The 22,828-nt window shown below is 66.8% G+C and carries 18 protein-coding genes and 1 tRNA gene; 5 read left to right on the top strand and 14 right to left on the bottom strand.

Translation table 11 applies throughout. The annotated features are described in order from the left end of the window. Positions 1 to 5: 5 nt before the first annotated feature. Genes ACR65J_RS01540 through ACR65J_RS01530 form a run of 3 tightly spaced genes read left to right on the top strand, consistent with a single transcriptional unit; the run spans position 6 to position 2,268 of the window. Complete coding sequence (locus ACR65J_RS01540) at positions 6 to 1,502, top strand: SDR family oxidoreductase (RefSeq protein ID WP_440165842.1); 1,497 nt, start codon at positions 6 to 8, stop codon at positions 1,500 to 1,502. A gap of 43 nt (positions 1,503 to 1,545) precedes the next feature. Continuing rightward, positions 1,546 to 2,043, top strand: a complete 498-nt coding sequence (locus ACR65J_RS01535; RefSeq protein ID WP_440165447.1) for a DUF2505 domain-containing protein — start codon at positions 1,546 to 1,548, stop codon at positions 2,041 to 2,043. Positions 2,044 to 2,046: 3 nt separating this feature from the next. Beyond that, positions 2,047 to 2,268 carry an SCO4848 family membrane protein gene (locus ACR65J_RS01530; RefSeq protein WP_440165444.1) on the top strand — a complete coding sequence of 74 codons (222 nt, stop codon included), beginning with the start codon at positions 2,047 to 2,049 and terminating at the stop codon, positions 2,266 to 2,268. 91 nt (positions 2,269 to 2,359) lie between these two features. Here ACR65J_RS01530 and sufU read toward each other — a convergent pair whose 3' ends face one another. The 9 genes from sufU to ACR65J_RS01485 form a co-directional block, all read right to left on the bottom strand. Beyond that, a complete protein-coding gene (gene sufU / locus ACR65J_RS01525) occupies positions 2,360 to 2,809 on the bottom strand; it encodes a Fe-S cluster assembly sulfur transfer protein SufU (protein ID WP_440165443.1) in 450 nt (149 codons plus the stop codon). Positions 2,810 to 2,832: 23 nt separating this feature from the next. Beyond that, positions 2,833 to 4,158, bottom strand: coding sequence for a SufS family cysteine desulfurase (locus ACR65J_RS01520; RefSeq protein ID WP_440165441.1), 1,326 nt, complete (start codon positions 4,156 to 4,158; stop codon positions 2,833 to 2,835). A gap of 514 nt (positions 4,159 to 4,672) precedes the next feature. Continuing rightward, the gene (locus ACR65J_RS01515; protein ID WP_440165439.1) at positions 4,673 to 7,258 is read right to left on the bottom strand and encodes a LuxR C-terminal-related transcriptional regulator; all 2,586 of its coding nucleotides are present in this window, start codon (positions 7,256 to 7,258) and stop codon (positions 4,673 to 4,675) included. A gap of 52 nt (positions 7,259 to 7,310) precedes the next feature. Further along, on the bottom strand, positions 7,311 to 10,046 hold the full coding sequence (locus tag ACR65J_RS01510) for a helix-turn-helix transcriptional regulator (RefSeq protein ID WP_440165437.1): 2,736 nt from the start codon (positions 10,044 to 10,046) through the stop codon (positions 7,311 to 7,313). A 109-nt stretch (positions 10,047 to 10,155) separates the two neighbouring features. Next, the gene (pth, locus tag ACR65J_RS01505) at positions 10,156 to 10,761 is read right to left on the bottom strand and encodes an aminoacyl-tRNA hydrolase (RefSeq protein WP_440165435.1); all 606 of its coding nucleotides are present in this window, start codon (positions 10,759 to 10,761) and stop codon (positions 10,156 to 10,158) included. 123 nt (positions 10,762 to 10,884) lie between these two features. Further along, positions 10,885 to 11,499, bottom strand: a complete 615-nt coding sequence (locus tag ACR65J_RS01500) for a 50S ribosomal protein L25/general stress protein Ctc (protein WP_440165433.1) — start codon at positions 11,497 to 11,499, stop codon at positions 10,885 to 10,887. 324 nt (positions 11,500 to 11,823) lie between these two features. After that, entirely contained in the window at positions 11,824 to 12,804 is a 981-nt protein-coding gene (locus tag ACR65J_RS01495) for a ribose-phosphate diphosphokinase (RefSeq protein WP_188569849.1), read from the bottom strand. A 2-nt stretch (positions 12,805 to 12,806) separates the two neighbouring features. Then, the gene (gene glmU, locus ACR65J_RS01490) at positions 12,807 to 14,285 is read right to left on the bottom strand and encodes a bifunctional UDP-N-acetylglucosamine diphosphorylase/glucosamine-1-phosphate N-acetyltransferase GlmU (protein ID WP_440165431.1); all 1,479 of its coding nucleotides are present in this window, start codon (positions 14,283 to 14,285) and stop codon (positions 12,807 to 12,809) included. Between the two features lie 104 nt (positions 14,286 to 14,389). Then, positions 14,390 to 14,461 (bottom strand) — tRNA-Gln (locus tag ACR65J_RS01485). Between the two features lie 133 nt (positions 14,462 to 14,594). On the opposite strand from ACR65J_RS01485, the gene ACR65J_RS01480 reads away from it, so the two are divergent. Beyond that, a complete protein-coding gene (locus ACR65J_RS01480; RefSeq protein ID WP_440165430.1) occupies positions 14,595 to 15,221 on the top strand; it encodes a TetR/AcrR family transcriptional regulator in 627 nt (208 codons plus the stop codon). Positions 15,222 to 15,382: 161 nt separating this feature from the next. Here the strand turns inward: ACR65J_RS01480 and ACR65J_RS01475 are convergent, their stop codons facing one another. The 5 genes from ACR65J_RS01475 to ACR65J_RS01455 form a co-directional block, all read right to left on the bottom strand. Continuing rightward, positions 15,383 to 17,215 carry an ABC-F family ATP-binding cassette domain-containing protein gene (locus ACR65J_RS01475; protein ID WP_440165428.1) on the bottom strand — a complete coding sequence of 611 codons (1,833 nt, stop codon included), beginning with the start codon at positions 17,213 to 17,215 and terminating at the stop codon, positions 15,383 to 15,385. A gap of 33 nt (positions 17,216 to 17,248) precedes the next feature. Then, complete coding sequence (locus tag ACR65J_RS01470; protein ID WP_440165426.1) at positions 17,249 to 18,226, bottom strand: 4-(cytidine 5'-diphospho)-2-C-methyl-D-erythritol kinase; 978 nt, start codon at positions 18,224 to 18,226, stop codon at positions 17,249 to 17,251. Then, entirely contained in the window at positions 18,223 to 19,095 is an 873-nt protein-coding gene (gene rsmA, locus ACR65J_RS01465) for a 16S rRNA (adenine(1518)-N(6)/adenine(1519)-N(6))-dimethyltransferase RsmA (RefSeq protein ID WP_440165424.1), read from the bottom strand. Before rsmA ends, ACR65J_RS01470 begins: the two co-directional genes overlap by 4 nt. Before the next feature lie 110 nt (positions 19,096 to 19,205). Then, a complete protein-coding gene (locus ACR65J_RS01460; RefSeq protein WP_440165422.1) occupies positions 19,206 to 20,372 on the bottom strand; it encodes a resuscitation-promoting factor in 1,167 nt (388 codons plus the stop codon). 279 nt (positions 20,373 to 20,651) lie between these two features. Continuing rightward, positions 20,652 to 21,557, bottom strand: coding sequence for a TatD family hydrolase (locus tag ACR65J_RS01455; RefSeq protein WP_440165421.1), 906 nt, complete (start codon positions 21,555 to 21,557; stop codon positions 20,652 to 20,654). A 163-nt stretch (positions 21,558 to 21,720) separates the two neighbouring features. Here ACR65J_RS01455 and ACR65J_RS01450 point away from each other — a divergent pair, with 163 nt between their 5' ends. After that, positions 21,721 to 22,821 (top strand): AAA family ATPase, encoded by a 1,101-nt coding sequence (locus ACR65J_RS01450; protein WP_440165419.1) that lies wholly within the window; start codon positions 21,721 to 21,723, stop codon positions 22,819 to 22,821. Positions 22,822 to 22,828 lie beyond the last annotated feature (7 nt).

The raw sequence follows: 22,828 nt of genomic DNA, 5'->3' as shown, positions 1-22,828 counted from the left end.
CCGCAATGAGTGCCCAGCGAACACCGAAGACCGTCCTCGTGACCGGTGCCACCGGCTACATCGGCGGCCGGCTGGTGCCCAGGCTGCTGGAGGCCGGCCACGCCGTGAAGGTGCTGGTCCGCTCCCCCGAGAAGATCGCCGGTGTCCCGTGGCGGGACAAAGTGGACGTGGTGCAAAGCAGCCTTGACGACGGCGAAGCCCTCCGCGCAGCCCTGGCCGGCGTCGACATCTTCTACTATCTGGTCCATTCCATGGCGGCAGGGGCCGGGTTTGAAGCGAAGGAAAAGGCCATGGCCAGGACCGCCGCGGACGCTGCTGCCGCCGCGGGAGTCCACCGGATCGTCTACCTGGGCGGCCTGCACCCGCAGGATGTGGAACTGTCCACCCACATGCGCTCCCGCGAGGCGGTGGGCAAGGTGTTCCTGGACAGCCCGGTGGACGCGGTAGTGTTCCAGGCCGGCGTGGTCATTGGATCCGGTTCCGCGTCCTTCGAAATGATCCGGCACCTCTCCGAAACGCTGCCGCTGATGCCGGCGCCCAGCTGGGTTCGCAACAGGATCGAGGCCATCGCCGTGCGCGATGTCCTGTACTACCTGGTGGCCGCTGCGTCGCTGGAAGGCGCCATCAACCGGACCTTCGACGTCGGCTGCCGGCAGGTGCTGACCTACGCGGGAATGATGAAGGAGTATGCGGCTGAGGCAGGGCTGCCGTACCGGGTGGTACTGGCGCTGCCCGTGCCCGCACCAAAACTGGCAGGCATGTGGGTGGCCCTCACCACCCCCATCCCGCTCTCCATGGCCGTGCCCCTGGTCCAGTCGCTGCAGCACGACGCCGTGTCCAACGAGCACGATATCGACCAGTACATTCCACAGCCCGACGGCGGCCTGACCCCTTACCGGACGGCGGTGGCCCTGGCACTGGGCAAGGAGCGGGACGGCCAGGTGGAAACCACGTGGGCCAATGCCGGCGCCGACTCCGATCCGCTGCCCAGCGACCCGGACTGGGCCGGGCATAAGGTGTACATCGACGAGCGGACGTTCCACGGCGACGTGGATCCCGCCCACGTCTGGACCATTATCGAAGGCATCGGCGGCCGCAACGGCTGGTACTCGCTGCCGCTGGCCTGGCAGGTGCGGGGCTGGCTGGACAAACTCACCGGCGGCGCAGGCCTGCTGCGCGGCCGCCGGCACCCGCACACGCTGGTTGCGGGGGAAGTCGTGGACTGGTGGCGCGTGGAGAAGATCGAGCACGGCAGCCTGCTGCGGCTTCGGGCGGAGATGCGGGCGCCGGGACGGGCCTGGCTGGAGCTGTCCGTGGCGCCTGACGGCGGCGGCAGCCGCTACCGGCAGCGCGCCATTTTCTTTCCCAAAGGACTCAGCGGCCGGCTGTACTGGCTCGCCGTCCTTCCCTTCCACAGCCTGATCTTCCCGGCCATGGCCCGCAACATCACCACGGCTGCCCAGAAACTGGCGGATGCGGACCGTGCCGAGCTGACCCCGTAGGATGTTGGAGGCTTAATTCATCTCCCACGTCCCAGGAGGACCCATGGCGCTGAGCGCAACCACCACCCTTCCGCATTCCGTTGACAGTGTTGCCGCTGTGCTGGTGAACGAGGACTTCCAGCGCCACGTCAGCCAGCTGGTGGGCGGCAGCCTGGAGTCCTTCACCCTTGACGGCGACATTGCAGGGGCCTTCAACACCACCTCGGTGCGCACCCTTCCCACCACCCGGCTGCCCGAGATTGCCCGTAAGTTCGTTGGTGAGCACCTCAAGGTGACCCAGGTGGAGAACTGGGAGGCGCCCGCGGCAGACGGCTCCCGCCAGAGCAACATCTCGCTGAAGATCGCCGGCGCCCCAGTGGATGTGACCGCCGTCCAGCGGCTGGTGGCAGACGGCGGCGGAACCCGCGTTGAACTGGAGGGCGCCGTGAAGTCCTCCGTACCGTTCCTCGGCGGAAAGATCGCCGACGCCGCCGAGCCCATGGTGGCCAAGGCACTGAACCTGCAGGCCGCCCAGGCGCAGGCCTGGCTGGAAAGCCACTAGCCCATGCAGCTTCCCGTCCTCGCCGCGCTGGTCCTGATCATCGCCGGCGTCTGGTCACTGGCCGTCTGGCCGCAGTTCCTGCGCCGGGTGATGAAGGATCCACGGGCCCGTGATGCCGCCGGCAAGGCAACGAAGTTCCTGACCGTGCACGTGGTGCTGGTGAGCATCTCCATGGTGCTGGGACTGGCCACCGCCGTGATCGGCGTCCTCGGCCTGCTTGGCTGAGCTGCCAGGCTGAGCCAGGCGTTTTCCGCACGAAACAGCCCGGGCCTTCTCTCCTCCAGGAGGGGAAGGCCCGGGCTGTTTGCTGTCCGGCTCAGGCCGCCTGGTTGAGCGCGTCCTCGGCCGCCACCCAGGAAATCATGGCGCATTTGACCCGCGCTGCGTAGCGGGCCACTCCCTCGAACGCCGCGGCGTCCCCCAGCAGTTCAGGATCGGCATGGACCTTGCCCCGGGACCGCAGCACCTCGCGGAAGCTGTCGATGACCTCATGCAGTTCGGCCACCGTCATGCCCTGGGCGAGGTCGGACAGCACTGACGCCGAGGCCATGGAGATGGAGCAGCCGGCACCGTCCCATGCAATCTGGGCCACCTTTCCCTCCTGGACCGCAAGCCGGAGCGTCACTTCGTCACCGCACACCGGGTTCAGCTGGTGCGACTGCCCCGTGGACGTGCCATCCGGGGCTTCCGTGGCGGCGAGCCCGCTGCCGTGGCGGGCTTTGGAATGGTCCAGGATGATCTGCTGGTACAGCTGGTCAAGGCTCATGATGTCAGCTTTCGTCTGCTCCGCTAGGCGCGGAAGTAGGCCCGGACGCCGGCGACGGCATCGAGGAAGCGGTCCACGTCGTCAGTGGTGTTGTAGAGGTAGGCGCTGGCGCGGGTGGTGGCGGTCAGGCCAAGCCTGCGGTGCAGCGGCTGGGCGCAGTGGTGCCCCACGCGCACGGCAATTCCCCGGGAGTCCAGGAACTGCCCCACATCATGGGCGTGGACACCTTCGACGTCGAACGCGGCAAGGCCGATCCTTTCCTGTCCGGCGGCCGGGCCCAGGACCCTGATACCGGGAATGCCCTCCAGTCCCGCCACCATGCGCTGGCCAAGGTCTGCCTCCCACCGGTGGATGCGGTCCAGCCCGGTTTCGGTCAGGTAGTTGGCGGCGGCGGCCAGGGCTACCGCCTGGGAGATGCGCTGGGTACCTGCCTCGAAACGCTGGGGCGCCGGAAGGTATTCGGCCCGTTCCATGGTGACCGTGGTGATCATCGATCCGCCCGTCAGGAACGGCGGCAGGATGTCCAGGAGCTCCTGGCGCCCGTACAGCACTCCGATTCCCGTGGGGGCAAGCATCTTGTGGCCGGAGAAGACCGCGAAGTCCACGTCAAGCTCCTTGACGTCCAAGGGCAGGTGCGGCGCGGACTGGCAGGCATCCAGGACCACCAGGGCGCCCGCAGCATGCCCCAGGGCCGCCAGTTCCTGCACAGGGTTGATGATTCCCAGGACGTTGGAAGCGTGGGTGAAGGCAAGGACCTTGGTGCGCGGGCCGATGATCGTCCCGGCCTGCTCCATGCGCAGGCTGCCATCGTCGGCAATGGGGATGTAGCGGAGCGTGGCCCCGGTGCGGAATGCCAGTTCCTGCCATGGAATCAGGTTGGCGTGGTGCTCCATTTCCGTGACCACGATTTCGTCACCCGGGCCCAGTGCCAGTCCCCTGAGCGCCTGGTCGCCGCGCCCCTGGGCAGCCCACAGCCCGGCATTGGACAGCGCGTACGTCAGGAGATTCAATCCCTCCGTGGCGTTCGACGTCCAGATAGTCTCGGCATAGTCCGCACCGATGAAGTCGGCAATGGTCTGCCGGGCATCTTCGAAGACCTCGGTGGCCTCCACCGCAAGATGGTGGGCGCCCCGGTGAACGGCGGCGTTGCGCTGTTCGTAGAATTCCTGCTCGGCCTCGATGACGCTCATGGGGTTCTGCGACGTGGCCCCGGAGTCGAGGTAGACCAGCGGCTGTCCATTAACCAGCTGGTTGAGGACTGGGAAGTCGTTGCGGATGCGCAGGACCTCGGCGTTATCCATGACAGGTACGGCGCGTTCCAGTGTGGCTGGCGTTGATACTACGGCCAAAACGAACTCCTTGGGGCTGCCAATGTCTGACATCCCAATTGTCCCACACACGGCTGTGGCGGCCGCCCGGGAGGGGCGGCCGCCACAGCTGCCCCGGGCTTCAGCCGAGGGAGCAGAGGGCCGGCGACGGCTGGGGGGAGAGTCTCGGTCTCAGAAGACTCTGACGCCGCCGGCCCCGTCTAGGCCCGGTCCCTGCGGACCGGAAGTTGAGAGGGCCTCAATGTCCTGTTCGGCGTGCTCCGCGGCGTCCAGCCGGCCGCTTCGCTTTGCCTCCTTAAGTAAATCCCGTGGCGCCCTCCTGTACACGAGTAGGGAGTACTCGAATCCCCCGGGGAGTACTACCGGGGCGCGGTGCTCCTACCCGCCAGATGGTTCGGGCGCACGGGTGGGAAGGGCAGGTGCGGCGCTTACCAGGGCAGCACTGGTCCATCCCAGGCGGCCGACGGCGGACGGGCACCTGCGCGGCAACGGACAGGCGCGGGGAACAGGCATCGGGCGGGGCTTCCCGCGGGACCTACTTGGGCAGGGCCGACTCCAGCTCATCGCGGCTGCGGACCCCGAGCTTGACGTAGGTGCGGTACAGGTGGCCTTCCACCGTCCGCACGGACACCATCAGCCGTTGGGCGATCTCCCGGTCGGTCAAGCCCTGCACTGCCAGCTCAACGATGTCCTGTTCGCGCCGGGTAAGCCGGACGGCGGGCGCAGCAGCAATAAAGCGGCCTTCACGGAACCGTTCACCCAGCTCGTGGTCGCACTTCTCACGCTGGGCAACGGCCTGCCGCGACCGGCGGCGTTCGCCGGCCTGTTCCAGCACCGTGCTGGCACGGGCGTAGGCTTCGCGGGCCAGATTCACAAAGCCTGCCTCCTCCAGCGAGGCAGCCGTTGTCATCAGGGCATCGCCGTCGGCGTTTTCCCAGTCCGTCGCCAGGGTCATCAGCGCTTCCGCCCAGCGTCCCTCCACCCCGCCCGCGGCTGTCTGCACCATGGGGACCACCGACGGGTCCCCCAGGTCCCAGCACATGGCGAAAATCTCAAGGAGGTTTCCCGTGCGGGCGGAAGCCTCCGGGGTGGTCATGAGCGTCTGCAGGGCGGCCAGCCCCTTGCCGTCGCGCGCCTGGTATTCAGCGGCTGCGGCCACGTAAGCCTCGGCAAGGAGATCGTGCGCCGGCCAGCCGGCGTCGGCGTCTTTGTGGTCCTGTTCCAGGCGCCTTGCCTGTTCCGTGTCCCCAAGCCTGGCTGCCGCGTAGAAGCCCAGGGCAGTGCCAAAACGGTACAGCTGCAGCGGATCATTGAGGCTGAGCGCCTCGACGGCGGGCAGCAGCACCTGGTACGCCCGCTCCATCCTTCCCTGCCGCAGCAGCGAGTAGCCATGGAGCAGCTGAAGACTCCCGTTGAAGGTGGCGGCGCCGGGCGCATTTCCGGTGGCATAGTGGTTGATCTCCCGCTCTGCCGACTCCCATTCACCCATGGCCAGGTAGTCGGAAACCAGCCGCCCCAGCACGAACTCGGGGAAGAAAAAAAGGCTGCCTTCCAGCGGGGGAAGTTCCGAGGCTGCCAGCAGGGCAGCCTCCAGGCCCTGGACGGGACGCCCAGCGGAAGCGAGTGCGTGGGCCTGGAGACCCTCGGCCAAGGCACGGAGCGGTTCTCCGCCGGTGCCCGTACGGCGCTTCCGCATGACCTCCACTGCCTCGCTCAAGGCTTGGACGTTTACCTCCGCACCCAGCTGCAGGAGGTGCAGGAGCTCTTCCTGCCAGCTCCTTTCGCCGCCAGGTGCTGCATGCTTTTCGACGTCTTCGGCTACGACGCCAAGCGGGTGGCCGATGGCCTGGTGGGCCGAGACCCGGAGCAGTAGGACCGCCAGCCCCTCGGCGTCCTCTGCCAGGGGGAGCCAGCATGCGTCCAGGAGTGCCGCCGCCTCCGTATATGAACCTTCGTTGTACAGCGCCCGCGCCTGGATGGCCTGGGCCATCGGAACCAGCGGGGGATGGTGGATGCGTGCCGCAATGGAACGCGCACTGTGGTTGCGGAACCTGAGCAGGGCCTCTTTCGCCGCCGCCAGCATCTCGTCATCACCCACCCGGACGCCGCATTCCAGGGCCCACTCAACGGACCGCAGCCGGCCCTCCCCCTGCAGCTGGGTGGGGTTCTGGTGGGCCTTGACCGTCTCCAGCAGCTGGAGGCTGCGGGATACGGAGACGGTGTTGCGGATGGCACCGGCAAAGATCCCGTTCCAGATGGAAAGCTCGGATGGTACGCCGGGGGCTTCCACGATCATCTGCTGGTCCAGCAGGGACCGGACCACTGCTGCGCCGCTGATGTCTTCGATGACTTTTCGGCCCACCGGGCCGGCGAGGGCGATGAGCTTCAGGGCTTCCTGTTCTTCCGGGCCCCGGCGGAGGTGGTCTTTGGCTACCACTCCTGCAAGCCGTGCCCCATCGGCGGGCAGGGCGCCCAGCAGCATCCAGATGCCGTTGCGCTTGGCGAGGACGCCGGTTTCAGCGGAGTCGTGGAGCAGGGCATCAAGTATCCGGGGATTGCCTCCTGATGCATTCCAGATGGCGTCCACTGTTGCCCCTGGGACTGTCCCGTCAAGAACGTGGGCAAGGACCTCCTCGACCTGTTCACGGTTGAGGGGCCGCAGGTCCACGCGCTCGGCAAGACCGTCGTACCAGAGCTGGTCCAGCGGCTGCGGCAGCCCGGGCCGGGGACGGGCCGCGGCCAACACTGTTGCCCACCCGGCCGAAATCACTTCGGCCAGCACGCCTGCGGATGCGTCATCCAGGTGGTGGGCATCGTCCACGGCAAGCAGGACAGCAGCGCCGTGGCCGCCCTTCAGCTTCTCGAAGTATGACCACATGGAACGGAGCACTGCCACGGGCGAGACGGACTCCTCAGCGGTGAGCTCCCCCGTATAAGGAGTCAGGACCCCAAAGGGCACCCCTGCCAAGGCCGAGCTGGCATGGATGCGCAGAATCTTCATGCTCCCGGCGAGGCGCTCCGTCACGGCATCGGTCACGGCCGACTTTCCAATGCCCGGGCCCGCCATGATGAAGACGGCCTGGTGGGTGCCGTTCCGGACCAGGTTGCAAATCCGGTCCACCGGCTCCCGGCGGCCGGTAAGGAGCCGGTGCGCAGCCCCTGCCTTGTGGCCATTAGACGAGTCCAGTCAGATCACCCCTTGAAGTCACGCCCAGCTTGGTGAAGACCTGGTACAGGTGGCCCTCCACGGTGCGGACTGACACCCCCATTTCCATGGCGATGTCCCGGTTTGAGGCACCGCGGCCGGCCATCCGGGCAATTTGGCGTTCCCGGCTGGTCAGCAGCGGGCTCCCGCTGCTGGGCACGATGGGCAGGTTCGACACTGTGGCGGCCAGGATGTCCAGCCGTGCCTGCGCCGTCCTCGCAGAAAGGGCGTCCCCCTCCTGGCGGGCGAAATCCACCGCCAAGGCCATGCACCGGGCTTCCACGGCGTCGAGTTCAAGTGTTGCCGCGAGTTCGCCGCCGGCAAGGAGGGCCTTGGCGTCCTTTGTCCTGCTTCCAAGGGCGATCAGCCGTGAGACCTCGGCCAGCGGGCCCTGCCGGTGGCCGGCGATATCTTCCAGGAGTCGGAAGTCGGCGTCGCTGCCGTTTACGGTTGCTGCCAGCAGCTGCATGCCCGCGACAGTGTGCCTGCCCGCCTCCACGTTCCGGCGGGCCCCCTGCTTCAGGCTGGCTACCGCCTCCGAATCGCCCAGCCAGCGCCCGGCGACCAGCGCACAGAACTCGATGATGCTCTCCGTGGCAAACCCTGCCCTGCCGGAGGTCCTTTGCAGCTTGGCGAGGTATTTGCGGGCGAATGCGGCGTTGCCGGTCTGGGCATAAGCCAAAGCCGTAGCCGCGTACGCGGTCCGCAGCGCTGCCTGGACCGGCTGCAGCTCCAGCTGCGCAGTGGCGGAGATCAAGGGCTCCAGGGCGGCCTCGCCGCGGCCGGAGAAAGCAAAAGCCACCCCGGCAGCCAGTTCGGTGGCGGCACTGCGGTACGGCAGCCGGTGGGGCTGGCCCGTACTGAAGGGGCTGAGGAGGTCGATGCAGCGCCGCCACTGCCCCGCCACCAGCAGGACGAAGTAGGCCTCCCTGGCGTAGCGCTCACGGAGGCCGACAATGTGCGAGGCGTCGGTAAGCTGGCCGCCGAGTTGGCGCATAAGGCCCAGTGCGTCCATCTCCCGCCCGGTCAGCGCGAGGGCGCTCATGAGGATGATGGCGGACTGGAGCCGGAACGCGGTATCCGGGTTACTGTCAGGATCGGCCGCCCGTTGCAGCGCGGGAATCATGGCAGCGTAGTCGCCGGTGTGGGCCTGGTATTCGAATTCGCTCAAAGAGATGCGGTTTGCTGCCACTGCGCCGGCCGCGGGCCAGGAGGAGTGCCCGGCAGTCCGGTCCAGCCGTTCCCGGGCCGAGGCGAGCAGTTCCGGGACTTTGCCTGCCTGCTCCGGAATGAAGCGCATGACCCGGGCTTTGGCGGCGACTACCTGGGCATACTCCTCCGGGTCCAGGGCCTCAAGCTCGGGATGGGAAATATCGTCCAAGGCGGAAAGGGCCTGGGCCGGCATATCCAACTGGAGGTACGCCGCGGCCTTCTGCCGTTGCGCCGACGCCCACCCGGCGTCGGTTCTCTTCAGCATCTCCGCATAAGTCAAAGCAAAACGTGGGTCGAAGAGCTGGACCGCGGCCTGGGCCGCGGCCAACGCCAACGCCGGGGCAAGCTCGGCTTCGCACTCGTGGGTCCAGGCGGCAAAGGACATCAGTTCGTCCACCGTCATGGTGGCCGGATCCGGCTCCAGGCCGCCCATCAGCACGTTGCGAAGCTCCCTCCGCCGGGAAATGCTCAGCCATGTCCTGACGACGTCCCCGATATATTTCTCCCGGAGCGACACCCAGCGGTGCTCGGAGTCGTCGATCTCCAGCAGCCCGCCGTCCTCCATGTCCGCGACCACCTCCGCGCCGTAAATGGCAGTGAGGCTGGACAGCTCCACCCGCCGGGCACAGGAGAGCATCTCCACGACTTCCCGGGTTTCCGGTGTTTCCCGTGACCAGCGGGAGCGGACGATGTCATCAAGGCTGGCAGCGCCGTCGAGCACCACTTTGTCCCGCAGCGTCCAGACCGAATCAGACAGGACCAGGTTTCCGGAGAGCTGCTGTTCGGTGACCAGGGCTTTGAGCAGCAACGGATTTCCACCAACCATCTGGTGGTACGTGCTGACCAGGGAGGAAGCAACGCGGTGGCCCAGGAGGGACAGCAGGACCTGCCTGGTTTGCAGCTCGTTGAGGTTGCTGAGCCGCACTTCGGTCAGCTTCCGGTCCGTCAGCAGCCAGTGGAAATCCGCCGGCAGGTCGCTTGAGTTGGGGGCGACGGCAACAATCTTCGCCGTACCGGTCAGCAGGACGTTCAGCAGGACGCCCGCGCTCATGTCGTCGATGCCGGTGGAGGTATCCAGCGTAATGATGGACGGCCTTCCGGCCGCATCGCTGCGGATGAGCGAGGTGATGCCGCGCAGGATGGCCGTGGGGGACCCCATGTAGGCCTGCGGCAGCCGGGCCAGCAGGAACGACAGGCAACCATACGGGGTGGTGGAGCCCGCGGGACCGCTGCGGAGCTGCAGCGACCAAATATCAGGGCCAAGGTCTGCCACTGCTGCGCGGGCCAGGGAGGACTTACCCACTCCCCTGGCACCGGTAATGACAACGCCCAGCGAGTTTTCGCTGGTCAGCGCGGTGCGGACGGCGTCGAGGTTGGCGCTTCGTGCAGGCATGGACCATTGCTGGCCCTCCGGCGCCCCGGAGGTTGGCGTGGGCAGCCCGTCACCTTGCGGCGTTGACCCACGTCCCCAGCTGAGTGGCTCGATTGACATGAACTTTTCCCCTACATCCTGCATTAGCGGGATGTAGCCCCTTTGCTCCCCCGCATAGGAAGAAGAGTACCCTGTGCCACAGACAGGGAAACAGGGCCGGAAGGAACTTTTACGATTCCGGCTGGCGTGATTCCGCTTTGGCGGGGTGGAATCTCTGCTGTGCGGCCGTGAGCCCGTCACGGATCAGGGACTCCACGGCATCGGCGGCATCGTCCAGCAGGAAGGGCAGTTCCTTATGCTCCGCGGTGCCGAAATCGCGCAGGACATAGTCGGCGGTGTCCATCCTGCCGGGCGGGCGACCCACCCCCACCCGGACCCTCAGGTAGTCCTTGGTGCCGAGCGCCTTGGAGATGTCCCGCAGCCCGTTGTGGCCGCCTTCGCCGCCGCCCAGCTTGAGTTTGACCGTGTTGAACGGGATGTCGATCTCGTCATGTACCGCAACCACATGGTCCGCCGGGATGCCGTAGAAGTTGGCGAGGGCGGAGACCGGGCCACCGGAAACGTTCATGTAGCTCGCCGGCTTCGCGAGGACAACCCTGGGCCCACCGATACCGAGCCGGCCTTCGAGCACCTGGGCGCGTGCCTTGTGGGTCTTGAAAGCAGCCCCGATGCGGCCCGCGAGTTCATCGAGCACCATTTGGCCTACGTTGTGCCTGTTGCCTTGGTACTGCGCTCCGGGGTTGCCGAGGCCAACGATCAGCCAGGTGTCTGTCATGGAATCAATCCTATGGGGGCGGCGTGGGAAGGGATGGAACCGGGCGCACAAGGACGCCGGCCCGCGGACATGGCAGTGGCCGGGCCCCCGGGGGCCCGGCCACTGCGGGAAACTGCGGAGTGGTTACTCGGCTGCTTCTGCTTCAGCTGCGGGAGCCTGCTCTGCTGCGCCCTCGGCGGCTGCTTCGCCTTCCTCGGCGATTTCGACGGCCTCGGAGATGTTCACCACGAGGGACTCGGCGTCCGTCAGGAGGATGCTGCCCTTGGGCAGGACCAGGTCGGAAGCGTGGATGTGCTCGCCTGCGGCGCGGCCCTCGACGTTGACCACCACGGCGGTGGGCAGGTGGGTGGCCTCAGCCTCGAGTGACACAACCGTCAGTTCCAGGTTGTGGACGGTTCCGGGAGCGGTCTCACCCTCAACGTGGACCGGAACGTCAACCGTGACCTTCTCGCCCTGGCGGACGGTCAGGAGGTCGATGTGCTCGATGATCTGCTTTACGGGATCGCGCTGGATGTCCTTGACCAGGGCAAGGTGGCCCTCGCCGTTGATGTCCAGGGACAGCAGGGCGTTGGCGGTGCGGACGGCCAGGGTGGTGGCCTTGGCCGGCAGGGTGACGTGGATGGGCTCTGCGCCGTGGCCGTAAATGACGGCGGGGATCAGGTTGGCCATCCGGGCGCGGCGGGCGTAGCCCTTGCCGAATTCGGTGCGCAGTTCTGCTGCGAGCTTCTGCTCAGACATGGAAATCTCCTTGAAGACTAAACGGTGTTCAGCAAGGGCGGAGGTCTGGTGTGACCTTCAACGCCGGGCACCCCGGAGGCGGCCCTTCAAGAAGGCGGCCCCTCGCGGGAGGGGCCAGCAGACCCAGTCGATAACGGAGACCTGCAAGCCGGAGTTCCGGTTTGCTCTCCCTCGCCAAGGTATCGCCTAAAAGCCTACCAGTGCGGAGACCATTTCCTTTAATCCCCACCGGCCCCCTGAGCTCGCAAGCTCGCCCAGGGAACCCTGCCGCCGTGGGCCCAAACCCCGCCGGCTCCTGCCGGCGGGGTTTCGTCAAGTACTGTCTTAGGCCTTGCCGTCGAAGAGGCTGGTGACCGAACCGTCGTCGAACACTTCACGGATGGCCCTGGCAATCAAAGGCGCGATCGAAAGCACCGTGAGCTGCGGGAAGCGCTGGGACGAATTCAGCGGCAGCGTGTTGGTGACCACCACTTCACGCGCGCCGGACTCCGAGAGGCGCCGGGCGGCGGGATCGGAGAAGACGGCGTGGGTGGCCGCGATGATGACATCCTTGGCGCCGGCGTTCTTCAGGACGGTGACGGCGCCGGAGATGGTTCCGCCGGTATCGATCATGTCGTCGATCAGGACGCAGGTGCGGCCCTCGATCTGGCCCACCACAGTCTTGGAGACGGCCTGGTTGGGGACGGTAAGGTCCCGGCTCTTGTGGACGAAGGCCAGGGGCGCGCCGCCCAGCCGTTCGGCCCACTGTTCGGCAACGCGGACGCGGCCGGTGTCCGGCGACACAACGGTGATGTTGTCCGAACCCACCCGGGTGCGGATGTAGTCGGCCAGCAGCGGGATGGCCATCAGGTGGTCAACCGGGCCGTCGAAGAAGCCCTGGATCTGGGAGGTGTGCAGGTCCACGCTCATGATGCGGTCCGCACCGGCGGTCTTGTAGAGGTCGGCAACCAGCCGGGCGGAGATAGGCTCGCGGCCGCGGCCCTTCTTGTCCTGGCGCGCGTAAGGGTAGAACGGCGAAACCACCGTGATCCGCTTGGCGGAGGCCCGCTTCAGCGAATCGATCATGATCAGCTGTTCCATAAGGTGGTTGTTCAGCGGGGCGGGGTGTGCCTGGATCACGAAAGCATCGGTGCCGCGGACGCTTTCACCGGCCCGGACATAGATCTCCCCGTTCGCGAAGTCGTAGGCATCCAGGGGCAGGAGTTCGGTGCCCAGCTCCTTGGCGATTTCCCGGGCCAGCTCCGGATGGGCCCGCCCGGAGGCAAGCACCAGCTTCTTCTCGCCGTGCGCCGTAATTTCGCTCATGGTTACTTGCCCTCTTCTGTAGATGCCGGGGTACTGGAGGAGTCATTGGTGGCCGCCTGGGCCAGTTCGGCGGAACGGGTTCCCGGGCGGTGCGCGGAAACCCAGCCTTCGGTGTTGCGCTGGGCAGCGATGCTCAGCGCAAGGGCACCGGCCGGAACGTCTTTGCGGATCACCGCGCCGGCGCCGCTGTAGGCGCCGTCCCCCACGGTGACCGGGGCAACAAAGACGGTGTTGGAGCCTGTCCGGACGCCTGAGCCGATCACCGTGCGGTGCTTCTTCTCGCCGTCGTAATTGGCCGTGATGTTGCCACAGCCGATGTTGGTGTCCTCGCCGATCTCGGCATCTCCGGCGTAGCCCAAGTGGGACAGCTTGGAGCCACGGCCGATGGTCACGTTCTTGGTTTCGTAGAAGGCGCCGATCTTGCCCTTTTCGCCCAGCACCGTGCCGGGGCGCAGGTAGGTGAAGGGGCCGACGGCGGCGCGTGGGCCGATCACCGAGCCGGAGCCGTGGGTGCGGACCACCGTGGCACCCTCGCCCACCTCGACATCGGTCAGGGTGGTGTCGGGGCCCACGACGGCGTCCCTCGCCACGGTGGTGGCGCCGTGCAGCTGGGTGTTGGGCAGCAGTCGGACGTCCTCGTCCAGCGTGACGGACGAATCGATCCACGTGGTGGCGGGGTCCACGACAGTCACGCCGGCACGCATCCAGGCTTCCACCGTGCGGCGGTTCAGCTCGGCACCGAGTGCTGCGAGCTGGACGCGGTCGTTGGCGCCCTCCACCTGCCAGCGGTCGGCGGTGACGACGGCGGCAACCCGGCCGCCTGCCTGGCGGGCCAGTCCCAGCACGTCGGTGAGGTACTTTTCGCCCTGCGCGTTGTCGGTGGTGACCTTGCCCAGCGCATCGCGAAGCACCGCGGCATCGAAGGCGTAGATCCCGGAATTGACCTCGCGGACCAGCCGTTCGGCCTCGGAAGCGTCCTTGTGTTCGCGGATGCCGGTGACGGAGCCGTCGTCACCACGGAGGATGCGGCCGTAACCGGAGGCGTCGTCCAGGACCGCCGTCAGCACGGTGACGGCATTGCCGTCGCGCTCGTGGGTGGCGACAAGTTCGGTCAGCAGGTCGCCGGACAGCAGCGGCACATCGCCATAGGTAACCACAACCGTGCCTGCCAGGTCCTGGTCAGCGTGCAGCGCCTCGAGTGCAGCTTCAACGGCGCGGCCGGTGCCCGGGACATCATCCTGGTCCACGATCACGGCCTGCGGATCCAGGGCGGCCACGTGGCTTTCCACCAGGTCCCGCTCGTGGCGGACCACAATGGCCAACCGCTGGGGGTTGATGCTGCGGGCTGCACGGAGGGCGTGGCCCACCATGGACAGGCCGCCGATTTCATGCAGGATCTTGGGGGTACGCGATTTCATCCGGGTACCGGCGCCTGCTGCCAGAACGATTACAGCGGCCGGGCCGGCATTCTCGGGGATCACGTACGGGCTCTCCTTGCTTCGGTTGTGCTGGCGTTTTGCGGCGTCCGGCGGTCAAGGCCGCCAGGCACCGGGTGCCATCCTCGTGATCGCGCCCCGCGCAGCAGTTCCGCCCATAGGATTCGAACCTATACTCCACGGCTCCAAAGGCCGGGGTGCTGCCGTTACACCAGAGCGGACCGTGCCGATGGACTCAAGGCCCGGGCACAAGTCCTTATTTTGCCACGGGTTCAGGGCGCCGCGCGACACAGGGCCCCCTGCCCCTTCCGGTACCCCTGAATCACGCCGCCGGAGGTGAGGCATGATGGGGAGGTGAGCAACAACCTTCCGCGGATGCGGATGACTGGCCTGCAGCGCCGAAGCCAGCTGATCGACGTCGGCCGGGGCCTTTTTGCCGTCCGAGGGCTGGACGGGACCACCATCGAGGAAATCGCCGCCTGCGCCGGAGTGTCCAAGCCGGTCATCTACGAGCACTTCGGCTCCAAGGAGGGGCTGTACACCGAGGTGGTGGACTGCGAGTTCCACATCCTGCTCGACGCCGTCAACGCCGCGCTGACGGAGGAAGCCAAGCCCCGCGTCCTCGTGGAACGCGCCGCCCTCGCCCTGCTCACCTACATCGAGGAACGCACGGAGGGCTTCCGCATCCTGATGCGCGACGCTCCCCCCTCCCAGCCCGAGGGCGCCTTCTCCACCTTGCTGTCCCATGTCACCGCACGCGTGGAGCACATCCTCTCCGACGAGTTCTCCCGCCGCGGCCTCAGCGGCGAGGACGGGGCCATGTACGCCCAGATGCTCGTGGGCATGGTGGCCATGACGGGTCAATGGTGGCAGGACAGCCGCCAGCCCGACAAGCAAACCGTCGCCGCGCACCTGGTCAACCTCGCCTGGAACGGGCTCACCGGCCTCAAGAAGGACCCTGAGCTGCAGTCTGAACTCTAGGCGTCGGCGTGGTTCCGTCCGCGGCACAGGAGCCCTTCGCCGTCGCTTAGACACAACGCATAGGGGCACCTGCGGTCGCTGGGCGACCTACGGCGCCCGATGCGCCGCGATGCGCTCCTACGCGAAGGCCTCCTGCACCGCTTGTGCCCGCGTCGCCTTTGTCAGTCGCCCAGGAGTTCTGAGGACTCCAGCCACTCCAGTTCCAGGGTGTCCTTTTCGTCTGCCAGGTCCTTGAGCTGTTTGTTCTGGTCGGCGAGCTTGTCGAAGTCCCCCACCTCGGTGGTTTTCACCATGTCGTCGTGGAGTTTCTTTTCCTGCTGGTCGAGCTTCTTGAGCTGCCGCTCGATCCTGTTGAGGGCCTTGCGGGCTTCGCGCTTCTCGGCCTCGGAGGGGCCTGCGCCGGTCGCCCCGGCAGTCTGCGCCTGCCCGGCGCTGGTGACCGGGTTTCCACCGCCGGTCACGGTTGAGCCGGCCAGGGCGGCTTCGCGCAGCTCAAGGTATTGGTCTACGCCGCCGGGCAGGCCGCGGAGCTTGCCGTCGCCGAGCAGCGCCATCTGGTGGTCGGTCACGCGCTCCAGCAGGTAGCGGTCGTGGCTGACCACCACCAGGGTGCCGGGCCAGCCGTCCAGGACGTCCTCGACGGCGGCGAGGGTATCGGTGTCGAGGTCGTTGGTGGGTTCGTCGAGCATCAGCACGTTGGGTTCGCCCACGAGCAGCCGGAGGAGCTGCAGGCGGCGCCGCTCACCGCCGGACAGGTCCTTTACCGGCGTCCACTGCTTCTGGTTGGTGAACCCGAGCTGTTCCACCAGCTGGCCGGCCGTGAATTCCTTGCCGCCGACGTTGAAGGAACGCTTTTCCCGCTCGATGACCTCGATCACGCGGAGGTCCGCGACGTCGTCGAGCTCCTTGACTTCCTGGGTGAGGACTGCGGTGACCACGGTCTTACCCCGCTTCAGCCGGCCGGCGTCGGGCGTGATCTCGCCGTTGAGCAGCTTGAGGAGGGTAGTCTTCCCGGCGCCGTTGACGCCCACCAGGCCCAGCCGCTCCCCCGGGGCCAGGCGGAGGGTGATGTTGTCGAAGAGCTTCCTGCCATCGTCGCTGCCCTGGAAGTTCAGGGATATGTTTTCAAGGTCCAGGACATCCTTGCCCTGGCGCGCTGTGGCCATCTTGCTCAGCGCCATGGAGTCACGCGGAGCCGGTACATCGGCGATGAGCGCGTTGGCTGCCTCGATCCTGAACTTCGGCTTTGCGGTGCGGGCCGGGGCGCCCCGCCGCAGCCAGGCGAGCTCCTTCTTCACCAGCTGCTGACGCTTGCCTTCCACCACGGATGCCATCCGGTCCCGTTCCGCACGGGCCAGCACATAGGCGGCGTAACCGCCCTCGAAGGGGTCCACGATCCCGTCGTGCACCTCCCAGGTCTTGGTGCAGACTTCGTCAAGGAACCAGCGGTCGTGGGTAACCACCAGGAAGGCGCCCTGGTTGGGCCGCCAGCGCGTCTTCAGGTGCCGGGCCAGCCAGGCAACGCCCTCGACGTCGAGGTGGTTGGTGGGTTCGTCCAGCATGATGACGTCGTGGTCCTCGATGAGCAGCTTGGCCAGGGCCACGCGCCGCTTCTGGCCGCCGGAGAGGGCGTGGACGTTGGCATGCCAGTCGACGTCGGACACCAGGCCGCCCATGATCTCCCGGATCTGCGGGTTCCGTGCCCACTCGTAATCCGCCTGGTCCCCCACGATCGCGGCACCCACTGTCAGGTCGCCGTCGAGCACGTCGCTCTGGTCCAGGTACCCCACGTTGACGTCACCGCGCTTGGTGACGCGGCCGGAGTCCGGGGTGGAGCGCAGGGCGAGCAGGCGCATCAGGGTGGACTTGCCGTCACCGTTGCGGCCCACCATGCCGATCCGGTCCCCCTCCTCCAGTCCCAGGGTGATGCCGTCCAGGACGGTGCGGGTTGCGTAGGAAACCGTGAGGTTCTCGCCGCCAAGAAGGTGTGCCAAAGGGAACTGCTTTCTGCTGCCGGACTTGAAGTATTAAAGGAGGGTGTCGGAGATGATGCGCGCGCCCGGGACCGGGCCGTGGACGGCCAGGGCTGTCAGGCCGTAGTGCTGCAGGTCCTCTGCAAGGGCAGCGGCCGCAACGGAATCCTCCACCAGCAACGCCACGGTGGGGCCGGATCCGGAGACCATGCCTGCGATAGCGCCATGGGACTCGCCGATTCCCAGCGTATCGCGCAGCGCGGGCGAGAGTTCAATGGAGGCCCTTTGCAGGTCGTTGACCAGCACGCGGCTCAGGGATTCGGCATCGCCGCCGCGCAGCGCCGCAAGGATGTTCGGGTCCACACCGGTGGGTTCCCCGGCATCGATTCCCTCCGCATGGCGCAGCCGGTCCAGGGTCCGGTACACCTCGGGAGTGGAAAGGCCATAGTCGGCCACCACCAGCACCCAGTGGGTCTGCGCCTTGGCCAGGGCCGGAGACAGTTCGTCCCCCAGGCCGAGGCCGACGGCGGTTCCACCCAGGAGCGAGAAGGGGACGTCCGCGCCCAGTTCCGCCGCCAGGTGTGCCAGCTCCTCGCGGGAGAGGCCGCTGTTCCAGAGCGCGTCGCAGGCCAGGAGCGTGGCAGCTGCGTCGGCGGAGCCGCCGCCCATTCCTCCGGCCACCGGAACCCGCTTGGTGATGTCGAGGTGCACGCCGGTGGCGTGTTCAGAGACGTCGGCCATGATGGCGGCCGCCTTGTAGGCCAGGTTGCTGCTGTCCAGGGGGATATCAACGGCGTCGAGGTCCAGGGTGCTTTCGGGGCTGAGGCTGATGGTGATGCCGGGGGCGGCGGTGCTGGTGGCCGCCACTTCCTCGTAGAGGGACACGGCGAGGTAGACGCTGGCCACCGAGTGGTAACCATCCGGCCGCAGTGGCCCCACGGCGAGGGACACGTTGACTTTGCCGGGCGCCTTGACGCGCACTGTCCGGGCCGCGAACCGCCCTCTGCCTGCCCTCTCAAGTCCTGCGCTCACGGGCGGTTTTCCCTGGCTTCGGCAATCCTGGCGAACGCGGCAATGTCAATGACTTCACCGCGTGCGGTGGGGTCGACGCCGGCCGCCAGCAGGCAGCGCTCAGCTTCCGGCGCTCCCCCGGCCCAGCCCGCAAGGGCGGCCCGGAGCGTCTTGCGCCGCTGCGCAAACGCGGCATCCACCACGGCAAACACTTGTTCGCGGGTGGCGGTGGTGGCGGGGGGTTCGCGCCGGGTGAAGGCCACAAGCCCGGAATGGATTTTCGGGGCCGGCCAGAAGACGTTCATGCCGATGACGCCGGCCTTGCGCATCTGGCTGTACCAGGCGGCTTTAACGGAAGGGACACCGTAGGTCTTGGACCCCGGTCCTGCTGCCAAACGGTCTGCCACCTCGTCCTGCACCATCACCAGGCCGTGCTGCAGGCTTGGGAAATGCTGCAGCAGGTGCAGCACCACGGGAACTGCCACATTGTAGGGCAGGTTGGCTACGAGCGCCGTGGGTTCCACCGGAAGTTCCGTGACCTTCATGGCATCGGCCTGCACCAGGTGGAACGCGCTGGCGGCTGCCGGCCGCCATTCCTTCACGGTTTCGGGGAGCTTGGCGGCAAGGACGGGATCGATTTCGACGGCGACGACCGCCGCTGCTGCGTCGAGCAGTCCCAGCGTGAGGGAGCCCAGCCCGGGACCGACTTCAAGCACCGTTTCATCCGGGCCCACGGCCGCGGCGGCGACAATCCGGCGGATGGTATTGCCGTCAATGACAAAGTTCTGGCCCAGGGTCTTGGTGGGCCTGACTCCGATTTCCTCTGCCATCCGGCGTATGTCGGAAGCACCGAACAACGGTGCGGGAACGGCGGGGATCGGTTCAGTCACCTAGGTATCCTATCCCGCGCGGCACGTGGGCCCTTCCGGTTTAACGGCGATGGCCGGCCCCGGAGTACCGGGGGCGGCCATCGGCGATACCTGCGTCCATGGCTGACGGATCAGCGGCTGGCGGCCCAGCCGCAGCCCCACGGCGACAGGCCGCGCTGCGCGTAGACGCGGTTGGCAATGTCGATCTGCTGCGCCTTGGTTGCCAGGCTGGCGTTCGGTGCGTAGGCGCCGCCGCCGGCGCCGATCCAGGTCTGGACGTCGAACTGCAGGCCGCCGTAGTAGCCGTTGCCGCTGTTGATACTCCAGTTACCGGTGGACTCACACTGGGCAATCTTGTCCCACATGGCTTCGTTCATCATGGCCGGTGCTGCTGCCCCGCTGTTGGCGCCTGCGGGGGCCGCGGCGGCCTGGGGCGCGGGCTTGGCTTTGGTGCCCACGGTGACCTTCTCGGTGACCGGCTGGACGGCTACGTTCTCTGAGACCAGGGTGCGGGAAGCTTCCCGTCCGTCCACGAGCACCAGCTTGAAGGTGCGCTCGATCTTTCCGGCGGCTCCAGCCTGGGTCACTTCCTTCTCGCCCTTGAGCATGTCCGCGCTTTCGGCGGTAACAGTGTCGAAGGGAACGTCTTCGCTGGTGACCGCGGTCTGGCCGGTGTCAACCCGGGAAACCTTGATAACCATGTTGTTCACTACGTTGGCGTTGGCCGGCTGGGAGGTGCGGTCGTTGGCGCCGAGGGTCACGCCGGAATCTTCAAGGACCTTGCCGACCGTGGGGGCGGTGGTGGTGGCGGTGTCCACCTTGCCGTCGGCCACGATGCTGACGGTCTTGGGCGTGGAGATGGAGACGTAGGAACCGGCCAGCGAAAGGGTGGCATCCTTGGGCGCTGAAACGGACGAGGCGCTTGCCACACCGAGTTCCGTCACCAGGTCTTCGACGTCCTGCGCCGTGGTGTTGACCGTCTTTTCGGCTCCGTCAAGGCTGACCTTGACTTCTTTCGCCTGGTTGATGTTGATGACGGTGCCGTTCTGGACGGTGGCGTCAAGGGAGGGGGAAACCCGGTCGCCGGGCTTCAGGTCCAGGTTGGCACTCTTAACCACCTGTTCCACTGTTCCACCAAAGGACTGCACGGACGACGCTTTGCCGTCCACGTTGAGCGTAATTGTTTTGTTATTGCCCACGAAGGCTACGAGGCCTGCGACCAGGCCGCAAAGCACCAGCAGCTGGGCGCCAACCTTTATAAAGCTGAACTTGCCGTCCGATGTAAAGAACTTGATCACGATTGCCCGTAACTCTCGGTCCATCCGGGCACGGGGAATGCGCAGTAAAATGCCCGGAGCAACCTCAAAAGGAGAGTCCGGGCACCAGTGCGCCGCCACACTCCGCGCAGCGGCAAGGCCGGATATTGGACAGGCCGGCCCGGCTGCACGTGGAGTGAAATTACCCGTTGGCCTTCCCCGACCCCGGCTAATAGTTTTCCACTGTAACCGTAGCGTTATAAACCAGCCAACATTTTTGCATACCAGGTATGCCCTCGGCAGCTGGCCGGTTGGTCCCGATCAGGTCCAGGATCCGTATGCCCGCACGGTATTTTCGCTGATGGCGGTGCAGAGCCCGCCGAGGTCGGAGCCTGTCAATTCTGCCATGGCCCGCACGGTGTAAGGAACCATATAACTCGCGTTCGGACGCCCCCTGTGCGGGTGCGGCGTCAGGAAGGGGGCGTCCGTTTCCACCATGATGAGCTGCCGGTCCGCGACGGCGAGCGCGGCGCGCAGGTTCCCGGCGTTCTTGAAGGTCAGGGTGCCGGCAAAAGACATCCACCAGCCCTGTTCGTTGCACGTCCTGGCCAGGGCCTCATCACCGGAGAAGCAATGGAACACCACCCTTTCCGGTGCACCTTCTTCCCGGAGCACCCGGACCACGTCGCTGTGCGCATCGCGGTCGTGGATCTGCAGGGTGAGGTCGAGACGCTTGGCGATGTCGATGTGGCGCCGGAACGAGTACTCCTGGTGCCGCAGCCCCTCACCTTCGGTGCGGTAGAAGTCCAGGCCGGTTTCCCCGATGGCCCGGATGCGGGGATGCGCGGCCAGCCGTTCGATCTCGGCAAGGGCCACCTCGAGTTCACCCTTGGCGGCGTAGTCTGGAGCATCGTTGGGGTGCAGCGCAACAGCTCCCAGGAGCCGTTCATCCTGGTCCACCGCCTGCACCGTGAACCGCGAGGACTCCAGGTCACAGCCCACCTGCACGGCACCCTGCACGCCCACGGCCGCTGCCGCATCGAGCGCGGCCCTTATCCCCACAGGGGCCTCTCCGTCCGGGAAGTCCAGGTGGGTGTGGTTGTCCATGACGGGGACGGGCAAGGGCTCCGGCGCGGGCGGAAAGTCCCTCCGGCGCCCGGCTTCCGGATCCGGTGCGGAGCCTGCCCCAGGCTCCCGGTAGGCAGCGGGAATCGACGAATTGCACATCCAGTCAGCCTAACGGCCCGAGGCTCCCCCATATTTGCCGGAACTCTCTGTCAGGCATGGCAGTTGTGTTAGTAGTCTGGAACGGACACATGCGCACGCCCACCGAGGGGCGAAGGCAGGCTTGCTGTCACGTCCAGGTGAAACCCGGGCTGAAAGGTTGCCGATGGAACCCCACCGACGCACTGCCAACAATGCAGGCGCACCCAGCCTCAACCTGGCCGGCGTCGCCGATTCAGTGAGCCACCTGAACGGCCACCGGCCGGCAGCCATGGACTCAGGCGCCTTCCACGCCGCCGCGCAGCGCATCCTCACCACTGTCAATACCGTCATCGACGGCAAGTCGGATGCCGCCAAGCTGGCGCTCACCGTCCTTCTGGCGCAGGGCCACCTGTTGGTGGAGGACGTGCCCGGCGTCGGAAAAACCCTGCTGGCTAAAACCCTCGCACGTACCATCGACTGCACGGTCAACCGCATCCAGTTCACCCCCGACCTGCTGCCTTCCGACGTGACAGGGGTGTCCATCTACAACCAGGCCTCCAGGCTCTTCGAGTTCCGGCCCGGCGCCGTCTTCGCCAACATCGTCATCGGCGACGAGATCAACCGCGCATCCGCCAAGACCCAGTCGGCCCTCCTGGAATGCATGGAGGAGCACCAGGTCACGGTGGACGGGACGTCCTACAAACTCGACGAGCCGTTCATGGTGGTGGCCACCCAGAACCCCATCGAGATGGAGGGGACGTACCCGCTGCCGGAAGCACAGCGGGACCGTTTCATGGCCCGGATTTCCATGGGCTACCCGGACAAGGACGCGGAGATCGAGATGCTGGAAACCCACCAGGCGGTCTCGCCGCTGGCCAACGTCTCGCCCGTCGTCACTGCCTCCGATGTCGCCGCGATGATCGCCACGGTCCAGCAGGTCTACGTCTCCGGTCCGGTAAAGGAATACACGGTGTCGGTCGGCCGGGCAACGAGGGAAAGCCCGCTGCTGCGGTTGGGTGCGAGCCCCCGGTCCATGCTGCAGTTGCTGCGCGCCGCCAAGGCCACGGCGGCCCTGGACGGACGCGATTTTGTCCTTCCGGACGATGTAGGTGACGTGGCAGAAGCCGTCCTGGCACACCGCATCATCCTTGACCGGAAGGCTGCCGGCGCCGGCGAGACCCCGCACAGCGTCCTGCGCGGCATCCTGTCCCGGCTGCCCGTGCCCCAGGCCGCCCCCGGACAGCCCAACCGGGCCGCAGCCGCCGCAGGCAGCAGGAACCGCTAGGGGCACG

This window comes from Arthrobacter sp. SAFR-044, assembly GCF_059414985.1.
Note: the sequence above shows the minus strand (reverse complement) of the source record. Positions and strands in the feature narration are given on the sequence as shown.